Origin of the sequence: Pseudomonas lurida, assembly GCF_002563895.1 — a bacterium.
GTDB lineage: Bacteria > Pseudomonadota > Gammaproteobacteria > Pseudomonadales > Pseudomonadaceae > Aquipseudomonas > Aquipseudomonas lurida.
Genome location: NZ_PDJB01000001.1, coordinates 3,545,652 through 3,567,343, shown reverse-complemented (window position 1 = coordinate 3,567,343; position 21,692 = coordinate 3,545,652). Strand labels below are relative to the sequence as shown.

The following is a 21,692-nucleotide window of genomic DNA, read 5'->3' as shown; positions in this document are numbered from 1 at the left end:
CCTCCAACAACAATCAAGGATCGGTTCATGCTCTTCAACTTCTCCCGTACCCTCCTGGCTGCCACCCTGGCCTTGTCCGTCAGCGTGCCGGCCTACAGCGCCGAACCCCATAAACAGATCCAGGCACACGCCGAGCAGTACAAGGCCGACGCCCTGAAATTGCTGGAGCGCCTGGTGAACATCGACTCGGGTTCAGGCTATGAGCCGGGCCTGACGCAAGTGCGCGACATTGCTGTGGATGAGCTGAAACAGCTGGGTTTCTCTATTGAGCTGGTGCCGGATAAAGCGGCCAACAACAGTCACGTGGTTGCCACCCTCAAAGGCACCGGCAAGGCCAAGATCCTGCTGATGGCCCACATGGACACCGTCTTCAAGGAAGGCTCGGCCGCCGAGCGTCCGTTCCATATCAAGGACGGCCGCGCCTATGGTCCTGGCGTGATGGATGACAAGGGTGGCATCGTCGCCGGCATCTACGCGCTCAAAGTCCTCAAGGACCAGGGTTTCAAGGACTACGCGCAGATCACCTTCCTGCTCGACGCGAGCGAAGAAACCGGCTCCGACGCTGCCTCCGAGCTGATCCGCCAAACCGCCAAGGCCCACGACGTCACCCTCAACCTCGAACCCGGCCGCCCAGCCGATGGCCTGGTGGTCTGGCGCAAAGGCAGCGCCACCGCCGTGGTTGAAGTCAAAGGCAAGGCGGCCCACGCCGGCGTCGCCCCGGAGCTCGGCCGCAACGCCGCCATGGAAGCGGCGCACCAGATCCTGCAATTGGGCAAACTGGGCGACGAGGAAAAGAAAACCACCATCAACTTCACCGTCATCAAGGCCGGCGACCGCACCAACGTCATCCCCGACCAGGCCACGGCCAAGGCGGACGTGCGCGCGGCGTTGCCAGAGGAGTTTGATCGCATCGAGAAAGACCTGGCCCGCGTGTCAGCGAACAAGCTGATCCCTGAAACCGAAGTGAAGACCAGCTTGCAGCGTGGGTTGCCACCGATGCCGCAGACGCCAGAGTCGGACAAGTTGGTTGCGATCGCCCAGGGCATCTATGGGGAGTTGGGCAAGACGCTGACGATCGAGGGCAGCGGTGGCGCGGCGGACGCAAGTTTGTCGGCTGGGGTAGGGACGCCGACGTTGGATGGTTTTGGGATTGTCGGCGGGAATATTCACACCCCGGAGGAGTATGCGGAGGTGGAGAGTGTGGCGCCGCGGGTTTATCTGCTTAGCCGGATGATTATGGAGCTTTCGAAGCGGTGATGGGCGTGGGGGGCTCATCCAGTGCGTTTGGGGGAGCCCCTCATTCTGTCGAGTGAGCGTTTTGTCGTGGTGGGCAGGTTTTTATGGCGACTAGGCTTGCCCTGCGTTGGGCTGCGCAGCAGCCCTAAAACAGACAGTCCTGATTTACCTGAAAATACCCACTGCCCCGAATGGGGCCGCTGCGCCGCCCAACGCGAGCAAGCTCGCTATCCACAGGGGCGGGTTGCTTGGGAGGGCAGCGTTTGTGTTACCAAGTTGACTGGTCTTCGAGGCTGGCTTTTTGGAGGTCTTCTTTCCAGACCTCGTTGGCTAGCCGATAGATCTCGGCGAAGAAGCCTCGGGGGTCGGTTATTTCTGTTTCGTCCCAGGCCATTTTTGAATACGACTCTGGATCGTCTTCAAGGTAAGAGTGGAAGTTAAACGCCTCAGTGTTTAGCGCGTTAAGTAAATTCTCTATTAGTTTATATCTGTGGCGATAGGAAAGCTTGTTGAAGGGGTCTAGGCAGTATTCAAGTATGAGAGCTTCTCTGTCTCTATTTTCGTTAGGGTTGAAACGGGCAAGCGCTTTTCCCTTGGTTTCCTCCCTATCATAAATGTCAAAAATGCCCACGAAATAACTCAAGCTGGCGTCGAAAGGTATGTGCTCGGAAGAAGGGTGAAATAGCATTTTTTCACTCCTTAATGGGGAATAGAGTAAAAGGCGTGCCGTCTTCACGAAACTTCATTTCTGCACCATTCATTGAAGGGTTGAAAGTTGGATTGTTTGGGTCGTTTTTGTTTGGTCTGTAGCTTCGTCCTGCTCCGGGTAATTCCAGTTTGAATATCGGATTTTTACTATGGTCCATCCCGTTGAATGGAGCTAGTCCAAGCGCTTCGCGTGAAGTGTGGCGCCGCGGGTTTATCTGCTTAGCCGGATGATTATGGAGCTTTCGAAGTGGTGATTTTTCGCTGATGGACACCCTTTTGTGGTGAGCAGGGTTGCCCTGCTTTGGGCTGCACAGCAGCCCCAAAACAGATAAATGCGGCTTTACCTGAAAAAACTCACTGCCTGCAGTGGGGTCGCTGCGCGCTCCAGTGCAGGGCAAACCTGCTCGCCACAGGGTTGTTCTTAAACAGGGTTTTCTGGTTTGACCAAGTACTCATCGAATTTCACAATAATGTGATTCAGCCATGATTGTCCTGAATCCCATTGATTTGGGTAGTAGTAATAACAATGCTGCTCGTGAAGTAAATTACTTTGAAAGGTAGGCTCATCTGTGTAGGTTTTAATTAAATCTAAAATTTCTTTTCTTACAGTAATTATTATGTCTCTTGGTGAGTCAAGTAGGAACGAATCAATCGCCTCGTCAGCGGATGAGTATTCCGCTGACCAGTCCTGGTTAAAGTAAGCGCCGAGAAATTGTTGCAGCTCTGTCAATGGAATGTTCATTTTTCTGGGTATCCCGTGAGTAATAGATAGCCATCCGGCATCTTAGGTTTTCTTTTCAGAACAAGAATGAAATTGTAGACGGGTATGGGGGTTTCAGTACCTCTAATAATACTCACGCCAACGGCTTGGCTAGAGCTATCGTAGATTGTGTATTTGTCCTTTTTGCCCTCTAAGAATTTTAAAATTTCATGCCGGTGAGTGTTTAGGCTCTTAGATACTAGGGCTTCCGCTTCCTCTTGATTTTTGAATGTGGACGCTGCAGGAATATGTGGTTCCAAATTGAGCCTTGCAGTCAGTTGTGGTCGCGTCTGGGCAACATGCTTTTTAATTAGGTGTCCACCTGCTTTTTCATGTGTGTCTAATACGCTGCCAGGGCAATTTCCAATCTTGCAGCTCAGTCCTAACGGATCTATCCATCCTGTCGGATTAGGCACGTACAGGTACGCATTGATCCCACCCGCCAACTTCACCGGGTCCGGCGTCAGGTAGCGACCAACATCCGGATTGTAGTAGCGATGGCGGTTGTAGTGCAGCCCGCTTTCTTGATCGAAATATTGGCCCTGGAAGCGCAGGGGGTTGTCGACTTTTCCTATGTCGAGTCGGGTGATTTCGCCGTAAGCACGGTAATGCGCGGACCAGACGATCTCGCCATCCGGAGCGGTGAGTTCCTGCGGGGTGCCAAGGTGGTCGAGTTGGTAGTGGTAGGCCTTGGTTTCCTTTGGGCCGAAGCCTTCCAGCAGCGCCAGCGGGCGGAAGGTGTTGGGTTCGTAGAGGTAGCTGCGGTGGCGGTTCGCGTGGTGTTCGGCGATGAGTGTGTCGCCTTGCCAGAAGAACTCGGTCGTAATCCCATCGACGGTTTTGCTGATGCGGCGGCCAAAGGGGTCGTAGCGGTAGCTGGCGGTTTGGCCATTGGGCGTCTTAATACCAATCAGGCGATGCTGGCAGTCGTAGCGGTATTCGGTGACGAGGGTGTGGCCTTTGCCGCGTCGCTCACGGATCAGGTTGCCGTAGGCGTCGTAGTCGTAATGGTGGTCACCCTGGATCATCAGGCGATTGCCGGCGACGATATCGGGGCCGGGGCGGTCTTGCATGAGCAGGTTGCCGGCCGGGTCATGGCCGAAGCGTTCTTGCTCGTCTTGGGTGTGGTCGGCGCGGGTGAGGCGGCTTAGTGGGTCGTAGTGGTAGCGGTGTTCACCTTTGCGGGTGTCGAGCAGGCGGGTGAGGTTGCTGGATTTGTCGTAGTCGTACTGGCGTTGATAAAGGGTGTATGCCTGCTGGGTGACGGCGTGAGCGTGCAGGCGCTGCTGGTCGTCATAGTGGTAGTGGCTGATCAATTGGCCTTGTTGGCGTTGGTGCTCCTGGCCGGCTTTGTAGAGATGAGAGGTCAGGGTTTCGCCGTTCAGTTCGACGGTGGCGAGGTGACCGCCTTTGGCGTGGTTGAAGGTGAGGCGGTTGTTGTCCGGCAGGCGCAGGTTATGAAGGTGGCCGCAGGCGTCGTAGCCGTAGCGCAGGGTGCCCCAGCCTTGGTGTTCGGCGGTGAGGCGATTTTGGACGTCGTATTCATAGACCAAAGCCCAGTGGCCGTCGTCGACGCTTAGGAGGTTGCCCTGGCGATCGTAGGCATAGTCGACGGCACCACCATCGGGCAGGGTTTTTCTTACGAGTCGACCGGCAGGGTCGCGCTCATAGCGAGTAACCAGCCGACTGCCGTCATCACCGTGTTCAGTCTTTTCCTGCAGATTGCCGTTGAGGTCGTAGACGTAAGCGGTGCGCTGGCCGTCAAACCCGGTTTCCTGCTGGATCAGGCCATTAGGGTGGTAAGCGAGTTTGTAGGTCTCGCCGACTTCATTCTCGATCTCGGTCAGTAGCAGCCGAACGTTGTCGTAGCGGTACTTGACCTGGCTGCCATCGGCGTCGATGCGGCGGCTGATCAGGTGCAGGCCGTCGGCGTATTCGTAGCGGGTGACGTTCCCCAGTTCATCGCGTTCGGAAGTGATTTTTCCGTAAGCGTTGTAGCTGTATTCCCTGCACGCACCGCCCGGTAGCACCACGCGGATCAACCGACCCACGCTGTCCCACTGATGTTGGGTCAGCGCACCATGCTCATCCTCACGCGCAACTTGTCGGCCGAGATCGTCATAGCGATAGCGCTTGATTCCACCATTGGGCAACTGCTCCTCAAGCAACTGCCCGCGTTCATTCCACACCAGGCGCTGACAACTGTGATCCGGGTACCAAACGCCAACCAGCTGCCCATATTGGTTGTAGCTGTAGTCAGTAGCGTTGCCGTCAGGATCGGTCCTACGCGTAACATCGCCCTGGTCATTCCGCTCGTATTTCCAGACTGCTTCACCACGCCGCACAACCCGTACGAATCCGTTGTCATGCTCGTAGGTCGTCGGCTCGTCATCTCCCGGAAACAACGCCACCAGGCGTCCCGCTTCGTCGTATTGATACGCCGTGATCGCACCGAGAGGATCCTGCTCAACCGTCAGCCGGCCTTTGTCATCGTAGGACTTGAAGTGCTCGGCCCCCTCCGGATCCACCCGCTGCACCAGCCGCGCCCGCTGGTCATGCACGTAGACTTCCTGGCTACCGTCGGCGTTAAACACCGTGACCTGCCCGTTGTCATCCCAGGCATACCGCGTGTCCATCTGCGAGAAACTCGCCCAATGCCGGACACACCGCGCGGCCTTGCCAGCCCGTTCCCACTCCCAATAGAAACTCGCCCCACCGGCCAATCCACGCTCAAGAATCACGTGCTGAGCGTCGTACCGATAAACCTCACTTTCACCGACCGCATTGGTCGCCGAAATCAGTCGTCCAGCGTCGTCATAGGCGTAGGAAACGACGGTCTGCTCCGTCACCCACACATACGGACCCTCATCCACGACGCGTTGAACCTGGTAGTCCACCGCCACGATCCGGCCCGAGGCATAGCGCAAAAACAGTGAGCGCCCGATACCGTTATCCAGGCGCTCAATGCGCCCCAGAACATCCCGGCAAATGCGCAACCGGTTGTCATACGCATCGCTGATCGCTGTCAGCACACCGTCGCGAAAGTGGTAGAAACGTGACGACTGAGCCAGCACCAGTTCATCAGGCACAGTCCCCAGGTAGACCGCCGCTTCGGCCAGGCTATTGGTGATTGCAGGCCGAGAAACGGTGGGCAAGGGCAGGGTGGTCGAGCGGTTTTCATGATCGGTCCATACAACCGAATCCCCCTCAACCATAAGCCGATGCGCCAGCGAGTGACTCCAGCCAAACCCCAACCCGCAGTCCACTTCCACTGCACTGGTGCGGTACAAGCGTGTCCACTCAAACGGCAAAATCCCGTCCAGCGTCCCATCGGTCAGGGTCAGCAGTTCCTCGCCCGTGACCATCGACACCGGGCAACCGTTCGTGGCGGTTTTGTCCGACGACGCAGCGGCATCCCCATTGGGATTGCGAGCAGTAGACGGCACGTCATCCACAGGCTCCTGGCGCACCAACACCGTCCGTTGCGTGGCCTTGTCCCGAACCAGCGGCACCGGGTTGGAAACCACCTGATCCCCAACCTTCAATGGCACCTCTGGAATCACCCGGATCGGCGTCGCCGCGCTACCCAGCAACACCGGCTTGGCCGCTTCGACATGCGCTTCCAACCGGGGCCCGACGAGCTGATTGGCCAGCATCTCCAGCCATCCACGCACGCGGCTGGATTTGATATGCCCCACCACCTGAGTGCCCAGGCGCAGGGTCACACCCATGGCGCCTGCAACCCTCAATAGCAGCAGACCGATCAATACATCGCCGGTGATTTCCCCCATCACCTCGTTCATTTCTTGCGGCGGCAACATCCGTATCCAACTGGATATCGCCGACACATAGATGAACACCAGCGGCTCATCGCTGAGCACCAGCAGGCCGCGAGCAATGGCGTCCTTGCCCAGTGTCAGCAGTTCATCAAGTTCGGTCTGGGTAACGTATTGCAGCCACTTCTCACTGTTCGTCTGTATATCCGCCAGCAGGCCGTACAGTTGCGTGAAATTGTCCCAAAGGCTGTAAAGCGCCTTACCCATCCCTAGAAGAAACGCCTTCTCCAGCATCCTGCGTTGATCAAGCGGGTTGGCGTCTGTGTAGTCCTTCCACTGCGCTTGGAAGGTGCTTTCCCACGCTTCGCGCAGGCGAAACTCCAGCGCGTCAATCACCGTTTGATAAGACGCATACAGCGCCTTGACGTGATCGGTTGAAACGTTGGGATAGAAGCTGACGCGGTACTGCTGGTCGCGCTCACACTCGTTGATTTCGAGAATGCCGCTCGGGCCGATGGTCTTGTAAATCGGCTCGCCCAGTGGGCCGCCGTTGGGGTCGACGCGCTGCAGCACCAACGGCGTGTTGCCGATGGGTACGAAGCGCGTGCTTTGAAACATGTGCACCAGGGTCAACGTGCCATTGGCCTGGCAAGAAGCAACGGTGCTGCTCGGAAAAAGGGAGCGGTTGATCGGCGCTACCAGCGCCACTTCGTCCCCCACCTTGAAGACCTGCTCGACGTCCAGCGCTGAAAAGCTCCAGAAGCTTTCCGCCCAGTCATCGAACGTGTTCAGGCATTCCCGGAAATCGCGAAAGACGCTCTCGACATCGACCGTCTTCACATCCATTGGGGTCAGGGCCAGCCTGCCAATGGCCGGGTTCAAGAAACAGCTCCAACAACAAGAAAATCCATCTGCAATCCCTCGCACTGTGTAATCAGGCGAGGGACTTTGCAGATCTTTTCAGGGGTGGGGAGTAGAGCTTATCCGGTCGTTATGTGGGACGTTTCGACAACTTTCGTCTTCTCCCGACCCAGCACCAGGCTGCACAGTGCCGGCAGGAACAACAGCGTCAGCACCGTGCCCACCAGCACCCCGCCGATCAGCACGTAGGCCAGGGATGACCAGAACACCGACAACGTCAGCGGAATAAACGCCAGCGCCGCCGCCAGCGCGGTCAGGATCACCGGCCGCGCACGCCGTACGGTGGCCTCGATGATTGCCTCGTGAATCGGCATGCCGTGGTTCTGGTTCTGGCGGATCTGGTCGGTAAAGATCAGCGTGTTGCGCATCAGGATCCCACCAATCCCGATCAGGCCCAGGATGGCGTTGAAGCCAAATGGCTGGTTGAACAGCAGCAAGGTCGGCACGGCACCGATCAAGCCCAATGGCGCAGTGGCGAAGACCATGAACATCACCCCGAACGAGCGCACTTGGAACATGATCACCGTGAGGGTCAGCAGGATCATGATCGGGAACAGCGCGGCCAGGGCAACGTTAGCCTTGGCGCTTTCCTCGACCGGGCCGCCAATATCGATCTGGTAGCCGGCGGGCAGTTTGGCGATCAGCGGCTGCAGGTCTTTGTACACGGCCATTTCCACGTCGGGCGGTTGCACGCCGTCGACGATATCGGCGCGCACTTCCACGGTGGTCGCGCGATTGCGGCGCTTGAGGATCGGTTCTTCCATTACCGCCTGGAAATGCCCGACCTGGGCCAGCGGCACAGAGGTGCCGGCGCTGTTGGTGAGGGTCATGTTGTCGAGGTTGCCGAGGTCCTCGCGCTGGCTCCCCTGGGCGCGGGCGACTACGGAGACGGTGCGGTTGCCTTCACGCACTTCGGTGATCGGGTTGCCGCTGAGCAGGGCATTGAGCTGGGATTTCACCTCGTTGGGGGTGAAGCCCAGCAGGCGCAGGCGGTCTTGGTCGAGCACCAGCCGATAACCGCTGGAGCGCTCGCCCCAATCGAGGAAGGCGTCCTTGGTCAGTTTGTTGGCGGCGACGACTTTGCGCACGTCTTCGGACACACCACGCAGCACATCCAGGTTCGGTCCAGAGACCCGGAACACCACCGGGAACGGTACGGGCGGGCCAAACAGCAGTTGGGTTACGCGCACCCGCGCCGAGGCAAACTCACCCGCGGCAATCCGTTCCCGCATGCGCAGTTTCAAGGCGTCGCGGGCATGAGAGTCCGGGGTCTGCACGATCAGCTTGGCAAATGCCGGGTCCGGCAGTTCCGGGTTCAACGACAGGAAAAAGCGGGGTGCGCCGCCCCCCACATAGGTGTCGACCAGGGTGGTTTGCGGCTCTTGCAGCAGGGCTTTTTCCAGCTGCGCGGCCACAGCCTCGGTGCTTTTGAAGGCGCTGCCGGGCGGCATATACACCTCCAGAATCAGCTCGGAGCGGTCGGAGTTGGGGAAGAACTGCTGCTTCACCACGCCCATGCCCGCCACACACAGCACGAACGCGCCGACGACCAGCCCGGTCACCAGCCAGCGCCGCCGCACGCAGGCTTGCACCAGGCTGCGCAGTTTCTGGTAGTAACGCCCGGCGTAAATCGCATCGTGGCCGCCGGGCACCGGTTTGATCTGCGGCAACAGCTTTACACCCAGGTACGGCGTGAAGACCACCGCCACCAACCACGACGAAATCAGCGCAAAGCCGACGATCCAGAAAATATTGCCGGCATATTCCCCGGCCCCGGAACGCGCAAACCCTACCGGCAGGAAACCTATGATGGTCACCAGCGTACCGGTCAGCATCGGCGCCGCCGTGGAGCTCCAGGCAAAGGTGGCGGCGTGGATCCGGTCGAAGCCTTCCTCAAGCTTCACCACCATCATCTCGATGGCGATGATGGCGTCATCCACCAGCAAGCCCAGGGAAATGATCAGCGCGCCCAGGGTAATGCGGTCGAATTCGCGCCCGGTGAGCAGCATGATCACAAACACCACTGACAAGGTCAGCGGCACAGCCGCCGCCACCACCAAACCGACGCGAAAGCCCAGGGCCAACAGGCTGATCACCATGACCACAGCCAGGGCGACGAAGAATTTCAGCATGAATTCGTTCACCGCCAGGCTGATGTTTTTCGCCTGGTCGGAGACCTTGGCGAAGTTCACGCCCAGGGGCAGGTCGGCCTGAATCTTCGCTTCCTGGGCCTTGAGGCTCTTGTCCAGTTCCAGGCCGTTCCAGTGTTTCTCCATGATCACGCCAAGCATCAACGCCGGGTCGCCCTGGTGGCGGATGCGGTAGCTGGGCGGGTCTTCATAGCCACGGCTGACGGTCGCCACATCGGCGATGCGCAGCACGCGGCCGTTGACTTCCAGCGGTACGTTTTCAATCAGTGACAGGCTGTCGAACGCGCCGTCGATGCGGATATAGGCGCGAGCCCCGGCCGTCTCGACGAAGCCCGAGGGCGCCACGGCATTCTGTGCGGCGAGGGCGGCAAAGATCTGGTCCGGCTTGATGCCCAGGGTCGCCAGGCGCTCATAGGAGAACTCGACAAACACGCGTTGTGCCTGTTCGCCGAGGATGTTGACCTTCTTCACGCCCGGCAGGTTGAGGAGACCCTGGCGCAGTTCTTCGGCCATCTGTACCTGTTGCCGATGGGGCAAGTGTTCGGCTTCCAGGGCGTACAGCGCGAAATACACATCGGAATACTCATCGTTGAAGAAGGGACCGATCACGCCCTTGGGCAGTTTCGCGGCCTCATCGCTGAGTTTTTTGCGGGTCTGGTAGAACAGGTCCTGGATTTCACTGGGGCGCGTGGACTCCTTGTAGGTCATGCGCATCGATACGAAGCCCGGTTGGGCGATGGTCTCGACACGGTCGTAGTAGTCCAGTTCCTGCAGGCGCTTTTCCAGGCGATCGGCCACCTGTTCCTGCATTTCCTGGGCTGTTGCGCCGGGCCAGGCGGCGGTGATGGTCATCACCTTGACGGTGAACGACGGGTCTTCGGCGCGCCCCAGTTTGCCGAACGAGAAAATCCCGGCGGCGAGGATCGCAATGATCAGGAACAACGTGACCGCGCGATGCTTGACCGCCAGTTCGGAAAGGTTGATACCGCGCATGCTCAGTTGTCCTGTTTGCGGTTGAGGGCCAGCACCTGGGAGGGCAGCAGGCGCACGCCATCACCGCTGTGCAGCAGGTGTGCGCCGAGGGCAACGATGACTTGGCCGGGGCTTACGCCGCTGTCGAGCAAGGCGTCTTCCTGGCCAAGACTGGCGACTTTCACTGGCGCGAAACTGACCTTGTCATCTGCGCCGATCAGCCAGACGCCGGTACCTTGGCCTGAATCCAGCAGGGCGCCGATGGGCACCCGGGTTTGCTGCGCCTGGCCGTTGCCTTGCAGGCGTACGGTGATGGTGGAACCGAGGGCAAAGCGGTCGACTGCCCCGTGCAGGACGTAGCGGGCGCGGTAGGTGCGGGTGGTCGGGTCGGCGCTGGCGGACAGTTCGCGCAGGGTGGCGGTCACCGCCTGGTCCGGGGCCCCGAAGGGGAAGGCCAGGGCTTTCTGCGAGGCCTGGTCGCGCTGGTTTTCCGGCAGGTTGACGATGGCTTCGCGCGCGCCGTCATGGGCCAGGCGCGCGACGATTTGCCCCTCGGCGACCACCTGGCCGCGGTCCACTCGCACATCGGTAATGATGCCGTCGCCATCAGCCTTGAGCACGGAGTAGGTGCGGCGGTTTTCAATCTGGCTGGCGTCGGATTGTGCCGAAGCCAGCTCGGCTTCGGCGACGCGCAGGTTGGTTGCCGACTGGTCGAAGATCTGCCGCGATACGGCGCCGGTGTTGGCCAGGCGTTGGTAGCGGTTTTCGTCGTCACGGCGCTGGCGCAGTTGCGCCTGGGCGGCGCTGACGCGGTTCCTGGCCGAGCGCAGGGCCAGTTCGAAGTCGCCGATGTCCAGCATCAGCAGGGTATCCCCCCGGGACACGTGCTGGCCGGGATCGACCTTACGCTCGATGACTTTGCCGCTGACCCGGAAGCCCAGGTCGCTTTCGGTCCGCGCGGCAACCACGCCGGTATAGGCGCTTTGTTGGGTGCCGGCAGCTTCGACCTTGGCCGCAAGGACTGGGCGCGGCAGCGGGGTTTCTGCGGCCGTATCGGCCTTGCCGTTGCAGCCATTGAGCATGATCAACAGGGCCAGGGGCATGAGAAGACGCAAGGGAAGAGGGTGCATGGCGGGCTCCGGGGTTACCTTTGGGCAAAAAATTATGGACATAATTTTTTATGCATATTATGGTCGAAATATAAATTAATCCAGCCCCCGGATGCTCCTCATGACAAACGCCCCGGCGCCATCGCGAAGCTTGCTGTTTCTATTGGTGGCCCTGACGGCGCTGGGTGAAGTGTCGACCCAATTGATCATTCCCGGCCTTGGCGCCATCGAGCAGGCACTGGCCGCTCCAGCGGGCTCGTCATTGATGGCGCTGTCGGCGTTTGTCGCCGCATTCGGCCTCGGGCAATTGCTGTTCGGCCCGCTGTCGGACCGCATCGGCCGTCGGCCGGTACTGATCGGCGGTCTGGTGCTGTATGCGCTGGCGACCTTATCGATGTTGTTGGTCGACGACATCGAGCACTTCATCGCCGCCCGCGTACTGCAAGGCCTGGGCGCCTGCGCCGCGTTGGTACTGGCGCGCACGGTGGTGCGTGATGTATGGAAGGCAGAAGCAGGGCCGGCGCTGGCATTGACCATGATCGGCATGCTCTATGCCATCGTGGTGGCGCCGATGGTCGGCGGCCTGCTGATCAAATGGCTCGGCTGGCGTGCGCCGATCGTGCTGGCACTGGCGATTGGTAGCGTGGTGCTGCTAGTGGTCCTGCTGTTCTTTCGCGAGACCAATCACTACCTGGACCCCAAGGCCGGCCACTGGCGCTCACTGGGCGGGCAATACCTGGATCTGCTCAGGGGGCGCCAGTACCGTGCGTTCGCCGTGGCGTTGGCGTGTACCTATGGCGCCATGTTTGCGGTGATCGCGGGCTCGTCGGCGGTGTTTATCAACCTGCTGGGCTTCAGCAGCCTTGAGTACGGCATCAATTTCGGCCTGATCGTGTCGATGTTGATCGTCGGTTCCACCTACACCCGGCGCAACATCATGCGCCTGGGCCCCCAGCGGATTGTGACAATGGGCGTGGCGATGGTAGCCGCTGGCGGGGTCTCGGCCGTGGTCATTTATGCGCTGTTCGGCCTGTCAGTGCTGGGTCTGGACATTCCGATTGCGCTGGTGACCCTCGGCGGCGGCCTGGTCTTGCCGGGTTCGGTGACGGGCGGGGTAATGCCCAACGCCCACCGCGCAGGCCTGGCAGCCGGGCTGATGGGGTTTGCGCAAATGTTCGGCGCCACCTGCAGCGGTTTGCTGTTGAGCCTGCTACGCGATGGCAGTGCCACGCCGATGATCGTCATCCAGGCGTGCTTTGCGGCGACGGCCTTTGTGGCGTTTCACCTGTTGCGTCAGCGTCAGGTCAACGGATTGTCCTATACATAGGACAGTTACAGCCGTATTTGCCGGCTAGTGCTCATCGGCCCGAGGTCTTATGGTGGACTCACTTTGGAGGGTCACCATGAAAAAACTCATCGGCATCTACACCAGTCCCCGCGCCCACTGGGTGGGCGACGGATTCCCGGTGCGCACACTATTTTCCTACGACACCATGGGCAAGCACATCAGCCCATTCCTGCTGCTGGACCACGCCGGCCCGGCCGACTTTACTCCCACCGAGCAACGACGCGGCGTCGGCCAGCACCCTCATCGCGGCTTTGAAACCGTGACCATCGTCTACGACGGTGAGGTCGAACACCGTGATTCCACCGGTGCTGGCGGCAAAATCGGCCCTGGCGACGTGCAATGGATGACCGCCGCCAAGGGCATCCTCCACGAGGAGTTCCACTCCGCCGCCTTCGCCCGCAGCGGCGGGGCGCTAGAGATGGTGCAGCTGTGGGTCAACCTGCCGGCCAAGCACAAAATGGCCGACGCGGGTTACCAGACCCTTGTCGACGGCGACATTCCGGTACTGCCGCTGGCCAACGACGCCGGACAACTACGCCTGATTGCCGGTGAGTTTGCTGGCACCCAGGGCCCCGCCCGCACGTTTACGCCCATCGACGTGTGGGACCTGCGCCTCAACGCCGGCAAAGCGGTTACGCTGGACCTGCACACAGGGCGCAACACCGCCCTGGTCATCCTGCGCGGAACGGTGCTGGTCAATGGCGAGGAAGTTGCTCGCCAAGGGCAATTGGCGTTGTTCGAGCGCGATGGCAGTCAACTCACACTGGAGTTCAATGACGACGCCAAGGTGTTGCTGCTAAGCGGCGAGCCCATCGACGAACCCATCGTCGGGCATGGACCGTTTGTGATGAATACCGAGCAGGAGATTCATCAAGCGTTTGCTGATTTTCAATCGGGCAAGTTTGGGCAAATGCAGGGCTGATAGGCCGCGTACCGATAGCGGGTGGGCGCCCTCAGCCAAACCCTGAAGCGTTTAGGAAATCATTCGAAGCGATTGGCTGAAAATTCCGAGAGGGACACTCTGGCGGGTTGGCCTGTAGCCAAATCAGCCAGGGCGTCACCAATAGCTGGGGCAAATTTAAAACCATGTCCAGAACAAGCTGACGCGAAATAAGTTGATTTCAATACCTTGGATTGTCCGATCAGGAAGGATTCGTCCGGACTCATTGTATAGAAGCAGTTCGATGCTTTTGTAGGCGAGCGCTCAAGTGTTGGGAACAGAGATTCAACGATCGACGTTATCTCCGTCACATACTGTTGTTGAACTGGGATAGCCTTACAGTCAGGAGCGGCAGGGGTGTGTTGCCGGTTGTGAAAGCCGATTTTTACCCCTGTTTCATTTCCGGCAATTGAAGGAACGCCGTAAAGCAGAGCACCATCTTCTCGTTCGTAGAGAAAAATGGGGAAGTGCTCAGGGGCGAATAATTTTTCAAAGCCACTTTTAGGTGTGAACCAATATATAGGCACTCTGCGTGGTTCAATTAACTGTTTGAGTTCAGGTAGGAGATTGTCAGCGATCCAAGGTCCGGTTGTTACAATCACGGACCTCGCTAAATATGAGCGTCCGCCATTGGTTGTCACGCGCACATCCGACCCCTCATTTTCGAGGTGTACGACGCGATGTCCAAAATCGGTGCTCGCTCCATGTTTCACTGCTTCGTTCAGCATTTCCAACCTGGCATCGCAAGCAGCAATAGCATAGGCGCCAGGCTCATACAGAGCCTGCGTTTCGCGCGTGATGTTGAAAGCCGGTGATCGAGTAGTGATTTTCGACCAATCCCACAGCTCATGCTCAATGGCTCCCTGACCCGCGGTTCGGACGCTCCCTGCCACGACACGACTCGATGGAGGGCCGATAAAGATACCCCCTGTGCGGAACAGCAGTTGCTTCTGGCTGGTTTTTTCAAGCTCGTTCCAAAGCAGGTCCGCGTGATTAAGCAGGGGTAGATAGTTATCTCCCTCCCAGTAAGCACGACGAAATATTCTTGAGCTTCCTTGTGATGATCCGTGGCTGTGGGTGGGGCCGTATGCGTCAATTCCTAATACTCGAGAATATCTCGATGCTGCTCTCCATAAGGTGGCCGCCCCCATTATTCCAAGGCCGACTACGATAAGGTCATAAGTAGTGTTCATCTGTTTTTTCCCTTTTTAGACGGCAGCGGAAAGATAATGTCGTAAGCGGTCAGTGTGATTAGAATTCCTATGGTTATCAGGGGAAGGCTGAAAGAGGCTTGAGGTGAACCACCGTGTTGCCGAAGGAGGGCGATAGTTGTGAGTGTGAGAGGCAAGATGAATTGCAAGAAACCGGTCTGAGAAAGTGAAAGCTTTTTTGTGGCGTAAGAAAACATGAGCAAGGGCGCTGTAGATACGCCGCCGGCTAACCAAATAAGAGCGTTAGAGTGAGGGGCAGCTTCTTCAACGGGGATGACAGGTGTGTCATACAGTAAAAACAGCAATGAAAAAAGCGTTGCCAAAAAAAACATTTCTATAAATAGTCCGCTGACAACGTCCAAGGGGGTGATTTTTTTAATCAGTGTGTAAAGACCCCAGCTAGCGGAGATCAGTAAATAAGTCCAGTGATTGAGGTGGTGTGTAGAGAGTATCAGAAGTGCCACGAGTCCCAATGCAATGTTGATTGAAATGATTTTTCTTGTGTTGATGCCTTCGCGGTAAATCAATGCTCCAAGGATGATGGCGATAAAAGGTGCTAATAGGTAGCCGATTCCGCTTTCGAGAATAGAACCATTCACAGATGACCAGATGAAGGTCCCCCAGTTCAGCGCAATGAGCAATGATGCGGCGCAGTGCAGGCCGATAATTTTCAACGTCACCGTGCTCAGTCGGTGATGGAGTTTTAAAAGGGGGATTAGGAGAGTAAGAATCGCAGCAGACAGTAAAATTCTATAAGCGACTATAGTGAATGTTTGAATGCCATCAAGCTCTCTCCAGTACAGGGATGATAGCCCCAGCAGTACGTTGGCTGCTCCCGCCAATAAGATCGACGGAGCATGAGGCGAGTGAAGGTCGTCTTGAGGTTTCATAGTCGGTCAAGCGCGCCGATGAAAAAATTCAACGATTTCATAGGACCAATAAATATGACCGTCTTCATCAATTGAGTAGGCAGCCAGGTCATGCTTGGCCCAGTCGGCGAATTCGTATTTGAGATGCTCGCTGAGTGACTGCCACTGAGACGAATAGTGAATTAGCGGAAACGTGTGACGTTCCGCAAGCTTGTAATGTAGAGGTGGATGACCCCCGTAGCGTTGACTGTATCTTTCCAGCACGTCACGTATTCCAACTAACGAATTTAGCCCCACGACGGCCGTGCCCATAGGTGCCAGGTAGGCAGGAAGCTCCTCCAGGAAACGGCTAATGACGTCGTCACCGTAAAACATGCTGCGAACCGGCAATTGACTTACCTGATCGGCCTTCTCCAACAGTTGCATAAGTGACGGGGAAGGTGTCCGCCAACCTGGGGGATTGAAGATGACCGTTTGAAACTTCTGTTTGGGCAGGCTGCTAAACAAATCGCTGATATAAAATGATATTTCGTTCTGCTTGAAGTTTAAGGTCTCGTTGATTTTGGCTTGCGCTATTGACTGTTTGCAGACGTCGACAGCGGTGATGTTCCGGTTACCCAGCTTGCGCATCAATAAAGCATGAACGCCACTTCCAGTTCCGATGTCTAAGATACTGCTGTCTGGGGTATTGAGCGCCATTGAATGCACAAGGTAGTGGCCGAGCCTGATGCCTGCCAGACTGACGTTGAATACGTCGGGTGCGTGAGCTAATTTTAGGCGTTGTCCTAGTCCAAAGTAGAGTTGATAAGTCTCATCTGGGCGTGTTGCCGGATTGCTTGTTCGGTGTTGATAGTAAGCGATGCCGTGGTCGATTAATCCTTGCATGATTGTACGCTCCTTCCCAATTCTGTTGATCTCATGCTTGAACTTTTCAAGGCGTCAATAATGATATTTTTCACCTGCTTGTTATTGAGGACGTCTATAGCGCGTTCTGTCGTCCCGTTCGGCGTCATGACTTTTTTGCAGAGGGTTTCTGGCGTGTCTGTATTTGTTTTAAGAAGTGCTGAGGTTCCATGTATTATCTGGGTCACGATGCTGAATGCGGTTGCTTTATCAAAGCCTGCTGACACTGCATATGCAATCAGCGCTTCTGCAAAATAAGAAATGTACGCGGGTCCCCCTCCTACCAGAGCAGTGGCGTCGTCAATAGCTCTCTCGTCTTGCGTCATGATTAACGTGCCAAGCTGTGAAAGAATTTGGATGGCTAATAATTTGTTTTTTTGCGTGATAGTTGGATGGGGCATTAATACGGTTACGCCTTTGTTGATGGCGCATGGAAGATTTGGAATTGCCCTGCACACTTGTGAGGTCTTTAAGTACTTCTCTAATTCAGATATTGTTATCCCTGCCATGACGGATATCATTAGCGTAGAGAGGCTTTTGAGTTGTGGGTTGTTGTGTGAAAAGCCTTTGAACGCCTGAGGGGGTATTGCGAGTATCAAAGCTTCAAATGTGGGTGCGTCGGGCAAGCCGGCCAGTAAGCTAATGTTGGCTCCGCTTATGTTTTTGTATTTTTCGGGGTCCGAGTCGATAATAGCTATAGAGATGTTGGGGTTTGAACGCCTTAAGCCCAAGGCGATTGCGATCCCCATATGACCTGCGCCAACAATTGCGATATTTTTTAACTCTGCCATGGCGAATCACTCCTGATTGATCGGAGGCGGTTCAGGGATTGATGGCTCTGTAGGTACTTTAGATTCGTAGCGAACCTGAATAATTTCAAACTAATAACGTCTCAAAAACATGTAGTCCGTTTCTGATGATATTTTTGTGTATATAGATATTGATTTGTGAGAGGCCGCTGAGCTTCAGGCCTGTGAGAATTTCTTAAGTGCTACCTGAAGGAGAACTCCTACAGTTCTGAAGTACGGCCTACGTTCTTGCGAGCGAAGGGGTATTAGGGTGATTCAGGCAGACGTAAGCACACCCGCTATACCCCGAAGCAAGATTTCATGCGATCTTCTCCGCATTCGCCCTGGAGTCGCCTAGATGCCCTCACTTATCGCTGATCACCCGATGCTGTGCGCCCTGGCGCTGATCCTTATCGACATCGCCGTGTGGCGCTTGATTTCCGTCAACCTCGCTAACTGGAAGTTGGCGGCGCGGTTGGTGATCTTTGCGGTGTTCAGTGCCGTGCTGTTCAACGACGGCATGAACCCCATGCAACTCGCGCCTTATGCGGACAACACCGCCTTGCACCTGGCCGCGACGGCGTTGCAGATCGGCTGGTGGCTGTTCGCGGCGCGTACGCTCACGGTGTTGCTCGGGGCGGTGATGATGCAGCGTGTCGGGCATACCGGGCGCTTGCTGCAGGATTTGATGGGGGCGGTGATCTTCCTGATTGCGATCATTGCCGCCATGGCGTACGTGCTCGACTTGCCGGTCAAAGGCGTGCTCGCCACTTCCGGTGCGGTGGCGATCATTGTCGGCCTGGCATTGCAGAGCACTTTGAGCGACGTGTTTTCCGGGATTGTCCTCAATACCACTAAGCCGTATCAGCTGGATGACTGGATCTCCATCGACGGCACCGAAGGCCGGGTCACGGACATCGACTGGCGTGCCACGCGCCTGCAAACCTCCCAGGGCAGCATGGCGGTGATCCCCAATTCCCTTGCGGCCAAGGCCAAGATCATCAACTTCTCGCGCCCGGCGGATATGTTTGGCCTGGCGGTCAGCCTGCAGGTCAGCCCCCATGCGCGCCCGCAAACGGTGATCGAAGCGCTGGAGCGGGCAATGCAGGGCTGCCGGCCGTTACTGGCCAAGCCGGCGCCAAGTGTAGCGTTCAAGGCCTCGGCCAGTGGCGGCGTCGAATACGAAATCAGCGGATTCGTGCCGGCCATGACCCTCAAGCGCGAGGTGCGCAACCAGCTTTACGACTTGGCGTTCAGGCACCTGCAAGCGGCCGGGGTAGGGCTGCTGTCGGCCAGCGAAAGCACGGCGCCACCGAGCATGTCGGCTGCGCGCGCCTTGCTCGAGCGGTCGTCGATTTTCTCTACCCTGCGCCAGGAAGAGAAAGACACCTTCAGCCAGAACATGACGTTGCATACCTACCGTGCAGGCGAGATGATCCTGCCTGCGGGGGAGGTGAGCGATCACCTTTTTATCGTTGAGTCCGGGGTCGTGTCGGTGATGCTGACCAAGGGCGGGCACTCGTTCGAGGCCGGGCGCATGGGACCTGGGGAGGTGATTGGCGAGGCGGGGATCCTGTCGGACCAGGCGGCGCTGGCGGACTTCTCGGCCAAGACGTCCTGCACCTTGTATCGCATCGAGAAGGAATACTTGAAACCCTGCCTGGATGCGCGCCACGACATCAGTGAATCCATGAAGGCGTTGCTGGATTTCCGCCTGCATGCCGCGCAGGCCTTGACCCAGGAGGCGCCGGTGGTGCCGGTCAAGAAGGGGTTCCTGCAATGGTTGCGCAATCGCGGGTTGTAGCCGATCAAGGCGCCATGGCAATGCGGTAACGTTGGTCAAAATCGTCTGCCAACTGCGCCAGCGTCACGTCGCCCAGCCGTGCCAGCAACAGCGCCTGTGCCTCATCGAAGGCATCCGTCAGCGCTGCGTTCACCGCTTGTTCCACCAGGCACTCCGGGTGGTCGGTGGACAGGCCGATGGCGAATATCGACGGCGTGCCCAGGGCGTTATGGACGTCCAGCAAGGTGATTTCATTCAAGGGTCTACCCAGGCTCCAGCCACCCTGGTGACCCTTTTCCGAGCGTACATAGCCTTTTTCCTTGAGCAACCCAAGCGTGCGCCGCACCACTACCGGGTTGGTGCCGAGCATCTGCGCGATGGTCTCTGAGGTGGCGCGCTCCTCATGCCGGCCCATATGGATCAGCACGTGGAGCATGCGCGAAAGTCGGGTGTCGTTTCTCATCAATAGGCCTCAGGTCGATTCGCACGAAAGTATCGTTCGTAACCTAAAAAGTTGCGAGACTATTGACGCGGTATTTTTACGTAACTTATGGTGTGTCGTGAAAGCATTCGGATAACTGGATGCACAGGACTGGGGGTCACCTTCATGCTGTACGACGTCATAATCGTGGGCGGCAGTTATGCCGGCCTTTCAGCGGGCCTGCAATTGGCCAGGGCGCGGCGCCAGGTACTGGTGATCGATGCGGGGCAACGGCGCAACCGTTTTGCGGCAACCTCCCACGGTTTTCTCGGCCAGGACGGTCAGGCCCCGGCGGCCATCGCTTCGCAGGGGCGCAGCCAATTGATGGCGTATTCGACGGTCACTTGGGCCGAGGACCGCGTGATTCAGGCGAGTGGAGAATCACAAGGCTTCGCCGTTCGCACCGAATGCAACGGCACGTTTCAGGCCAAGCGCCTGATCCTCGCCACTGGGGTAGTGGACGAGTTGCCCGCCATCGACGGCCTTGAATCACGGTGGGGCAAGCACGTATTCCATTGCCCTTACTGCCACGGCTATGAGCTGGACGAAGGCCACATCGGTGTCTTGGCCACCTCACCCCTGGCCATGCACCACGCACTGATGTTGCCGGATTGGGGCACTACCACCTTATTCACCAACGGCGTGTTCAGCCCGGATGCCGAGCAACAGGCACAATTGGATCGACGCGGGGTCAACGTGGAATGTGGCGCGGTACGGCGCATCTGTGGCGAGCGCGCCGACCTGGAGCTGCACGATGGCCGGCTGTTCAGCCTCGATGGCATCTTCACGATGTCCCGCACCCGAATCAGCCCTTTGGCCGCGCAACTGGGCTGTGAACTGGCCGACGGCCCCACCGGTCCCTACCTGCACACCAATGACATGCGCCAGACGTCCCGGCCTGGCGTGTTCGCCTGCGGCGATACGTCACTCGCCGCTGGTTCGGTCGCGCTGGCCGTGGCGGAGGGTGTGCGCGCCGGTGTGGGCGCGCATTTTTCCTTGATCAACGGTTGAGGTACACCGGGCTGTCGCTGGACAGCGAGGCCTTTACCGCCAGTGTCATCTCGGTGATCAGCACTTCTTCGCGGTCTTCGCTCAGGGCTTGCAGCGTGAGGGCGACCACGTCCTGAGGCGTACTTTTGGGCGCTTGTACCTCAGCCACCATGTCGGTGTCGATGTAGGCGGGGTGCACGCCGATCACCAGGGTGTTCTGCTCGCGCAATTCGCCGCGCAAGCCATTGGTGAGGCCCCACTGGGCAGACTTGGACGTGCTGTAGCCACCGGCACCCGGAGGGCTCAGCCAGCTCAGTACCGACAGCACATTGATCAGCGCACCGCCGCCTTGTTTGGCCAGGATCGGCGCAAAGGCACGGCTGACGCGCAGGGTGCCGAAGGTGTTCACATCAAAGTGGTGCTGCAGGTTCTCGACGCTGTCTTCAGCCAGCAACGAGCCGTACTTCAGGAACCCCGCGTTGTTGATCACCACGTCGACGTCGGTGCACTGCTCGGCAGCGCGCTGCACGCTGGCTTGGTCGGTGATGTCCAGGGCCACCGGCGTGCTGCCGGGGATGCTCACGCTGCCCGGGTCCCGCGCGCCGGCATAGACCTTGGCTGCACCGCCGTCCAGCAAGGCGGTGACGAACGCTTTGCCGAGGCCGCGATTGGCACCGGTCACCAATACTACTTTTCCACGAATATCCATGATCAGCTCCAGGCGACACATTAGGTTTAATAATGAAA

Annotated in this window: 16 protein-coding genes; 5 read left to right on the top strand and 11 right to left on the bottom strand. The window is 57.9% G+C overall.

Translation table 11 applies throughout. The annotated features are described in order from the left end of the window. Positions 1-27: 27 nt before the first annotated feature. A complete protein-coding gene (locus tag ATH90_RS15985) occupies positions 28-1,257 on the top strand; it encodes a M20/M25/M40 family metallo-hydrolase (protein ID WP_034106428.1) in 1,230 nt (409 codons plus the stop codon). A 247-nt stretch (positions 1,258-1,504) separates the two neighbouring features. Here the strand turns inward: ATH90_RS15985 and ATH90_RS15980 are convergent, their stop codons facing one another. From ATH90_RS15980 to ATH90_RS15960, 5 genes are all read right to left on the bottom strand, one after another. Next, positions 1,505-1,924, bottom strand: coding sequence for a hypothetical protein (locus tag ATH90_RS15980; protein WP_098466746.1), 420 nt, complete (start codon positions 1,922-1,924; stop codon positions 1,505-1,507). A gap of 441 nt (positions 1,925-2,365) precedes the next feature. Beyond that, the gene (locus tag ATH90_RS15975) at positions 2,366-2,686 is read right to left on the bottom strand and encodes a contact-dependent growth inhibition system immunity protein (protein ID WP_081327125.1); all 321 of its coding nucleotides are present in this window, start codon (positions 2,684-2,686) and stop codon (positions 2,366-2,368) included. Continuing rightward, a complete protein-coding gene (locus tag ATH90_RS15970; RefSeq protein ID WP_098467687.1) occupies positions 2,683-7,326 on the bottom strand; it encodes an RHS repeat-associated core domain-containing protein in 4,644 nt (1,547 codons plus the stop codon). Before ATH90_RS15970 ends, ATH90_RS15975 begins: the two co-directional genes overlap by 4 nt. Before the next feature lie 134 nt (positions 7,327-7,460). Continuing rightward, complete coding sequence (locus tag ATH90_RS15965) at positions 7,461-10,544, bottom strand: efflux RND transporter permease subunit (protein WP_098466745.1); 3,084 nt, start codon at positions 10,542-10,544, stop codon at positions 7,461-7,463. 2 nt (positions 10,545-10,546) lie between these two features. Then, positions 10,547-11,653 carry an efflux RND transporter periplasmic adaptor subunit gene (locus ATH90_RS15960; protein ID WP_098466744.1) on the bottom strand — a complete coding sequence of 369 codons (1,107 nt, stop codon included), beginning with the start codon at positions 11,651-11,653 and terminating at the stop codon, positions 10,547-10,549. A gap of 100 nt (positions 11,654-11,753) precedes the next feature. On the opposite strand from ATH90_RS15960, the gene ATH90_RS15955 reads away from it, so the two are divergent. Both ATH90_RS15955 and ATH90_RS15950 read left to right on the top strand, forming a co-directional pair. Beyond that, positions 11,754-12,959 (top strand): multidrug effflux MFS transporter, encoded by a 1,206-nt coding sequence (locus ATH90_RS15955; RefSeq protein WP_098466743.1) that lies wholly within the window; start codon positions 11,754-11,756, stop codon positions 12,957-12,959. 76 nt (positions 12,960-13,035) lie between these two features. Next, positions 13,036-13,902, top strand: coding sequence for a pirin family protein (locus ATH90_RS15950; RefSeq protein ID WP_098466742.1), 867 nt, complete (start codon positions 13,036-13,038; stop codon positions 13,900-13,902). Between the two features lie 59 nt (positions 13,903-13,961). Here ATH90_RS15950 and solA read toward each other — a convergent pair whose 3' ends face one another. Genes solA through proC form a run of 4 tightly spaced genes read right to left on the bottom strand, consistent with a single transcriptional unit; the run spans position 13,962 to position 17,694 of the window. After that, positions 13,962-15,113 (bottom strand): N-methyl-L-tryptophan oxidase, encoded by a 1,152-nt coding sequence (solA, locus tag ATH90_RS15945; protein WP_098466741.1) that lies wholly within the window; start codon positions 15,111-15,113, stop codon positions 13,962-13,964. Then, positions 15,110-16,021: an EamA family transporter gene (locus ATH90_RS15940; RefSeq protein ID WP_098466740.1), complete on the bottom strand. Its 912-nt coding sequence runs from the start codon at positions 16,019-16,021 to the stop codon at positions 15,110-15,112. Before ATH90_RS15940 ends, solA begins: the two co-directional genes overlap by 4 nt. Positions 16,022-16,027: 6 nt before the next feature. Further along, the gene (locus ATH90_RS15935) at positions 16,028-16,885 is read right to left on the bottom strand and encodes a methyltransferase (RefSeq protein WP_098466739.1); all 858 of its coding nucleotides are present in this window, start codon (positions 16,883-16,885) and stop codon (positions 16,028-16,030) included. Further along, positions 16,873-17,694 carry a pyrroline-5-carboxylate reductase gene (gene proC / locus ATH90_RS15930; protein WP_098466738.1) on the bottom strand — a complete coding sequence of 274 codons (822 nt, stop codon included), beginning with the start codon at positions 17,692-17,694 and terminating at the stop codon, positions 16,873-16,875. The genes ATH90_RS15935 and proC overlap by 13 nt, the downstream gene beginning before the upstream one ends. A 355-nt stretch (positions 17,695-18,049) precedes the next feature. On the opposite strand from proC, the gene ATH90_RS15925 reads away from it, so the two are divergent. Further along, on the top strand, positions 18,050-19,495 hold the full coding sequence (locus ATH90_RS15925) for a mechanosensitive ion channel domain-containing protein (RefSeq protein ID WP_069077532.1): 1,446 nt from the start codon (positions 18,050-18,052) through the stop codon (positions 19,493-19,495). A 4-nt stretch (positions 19,496-19,499) separates the two neighbouring features. On the opposite strand, the gene ATH90_RS15920 is transcribed toward ATH90_RS15925, so the two are convergent. After that, on the bottom strand, positions 19,500-19,937 hold the full coding sequence (locus ATH90_RS15920; RefSeq protein WP_034106396.1) for an Rrf2 family transcriptional regulator: 438 nt from the start codon (positions 19,935-19,937) through the stop codon (positions 19,500-19,502). A 144-nt stretch (positions 19,938-20,081) separates the two neighbouring features. On the opposite strand from ATH90_RS15920, the gene ATH90_RS15915 reads away from it, so the two are divergent. Further along, positions 20,082-20,966, top strand: coding sequence for an NAD(P)/FAD-dependent oxidoreductase (locus ATH90_RS15915; protein ID WP_098466737.1), 885 nt, complete (start codon positions 20,082-20,084; stop codon positions 20,964-20,966). On the opposite strand, the gene ATH90_RS15910 is transcribed toward ATH90_RS15915, so the two are convergent. Next, on the bottom strand, positions 20,956-21,654 hold the full coding sequence (locus ATH90_RS15910) for an SDR family oxidoreductase (RefSeq protein ID WP_098467686.1): 699 nt from the start codon (positions 21,652-21,654) through the stop codon (positions 20,956-20,958). The two genes, ATH90_RS15915 and ATH90_RS15910, sit on opposite strands and share 11 nt — an antisense overlap. Between the last annotated feature and the right edge of the window lie 38 nt (positions 21,655-21,692).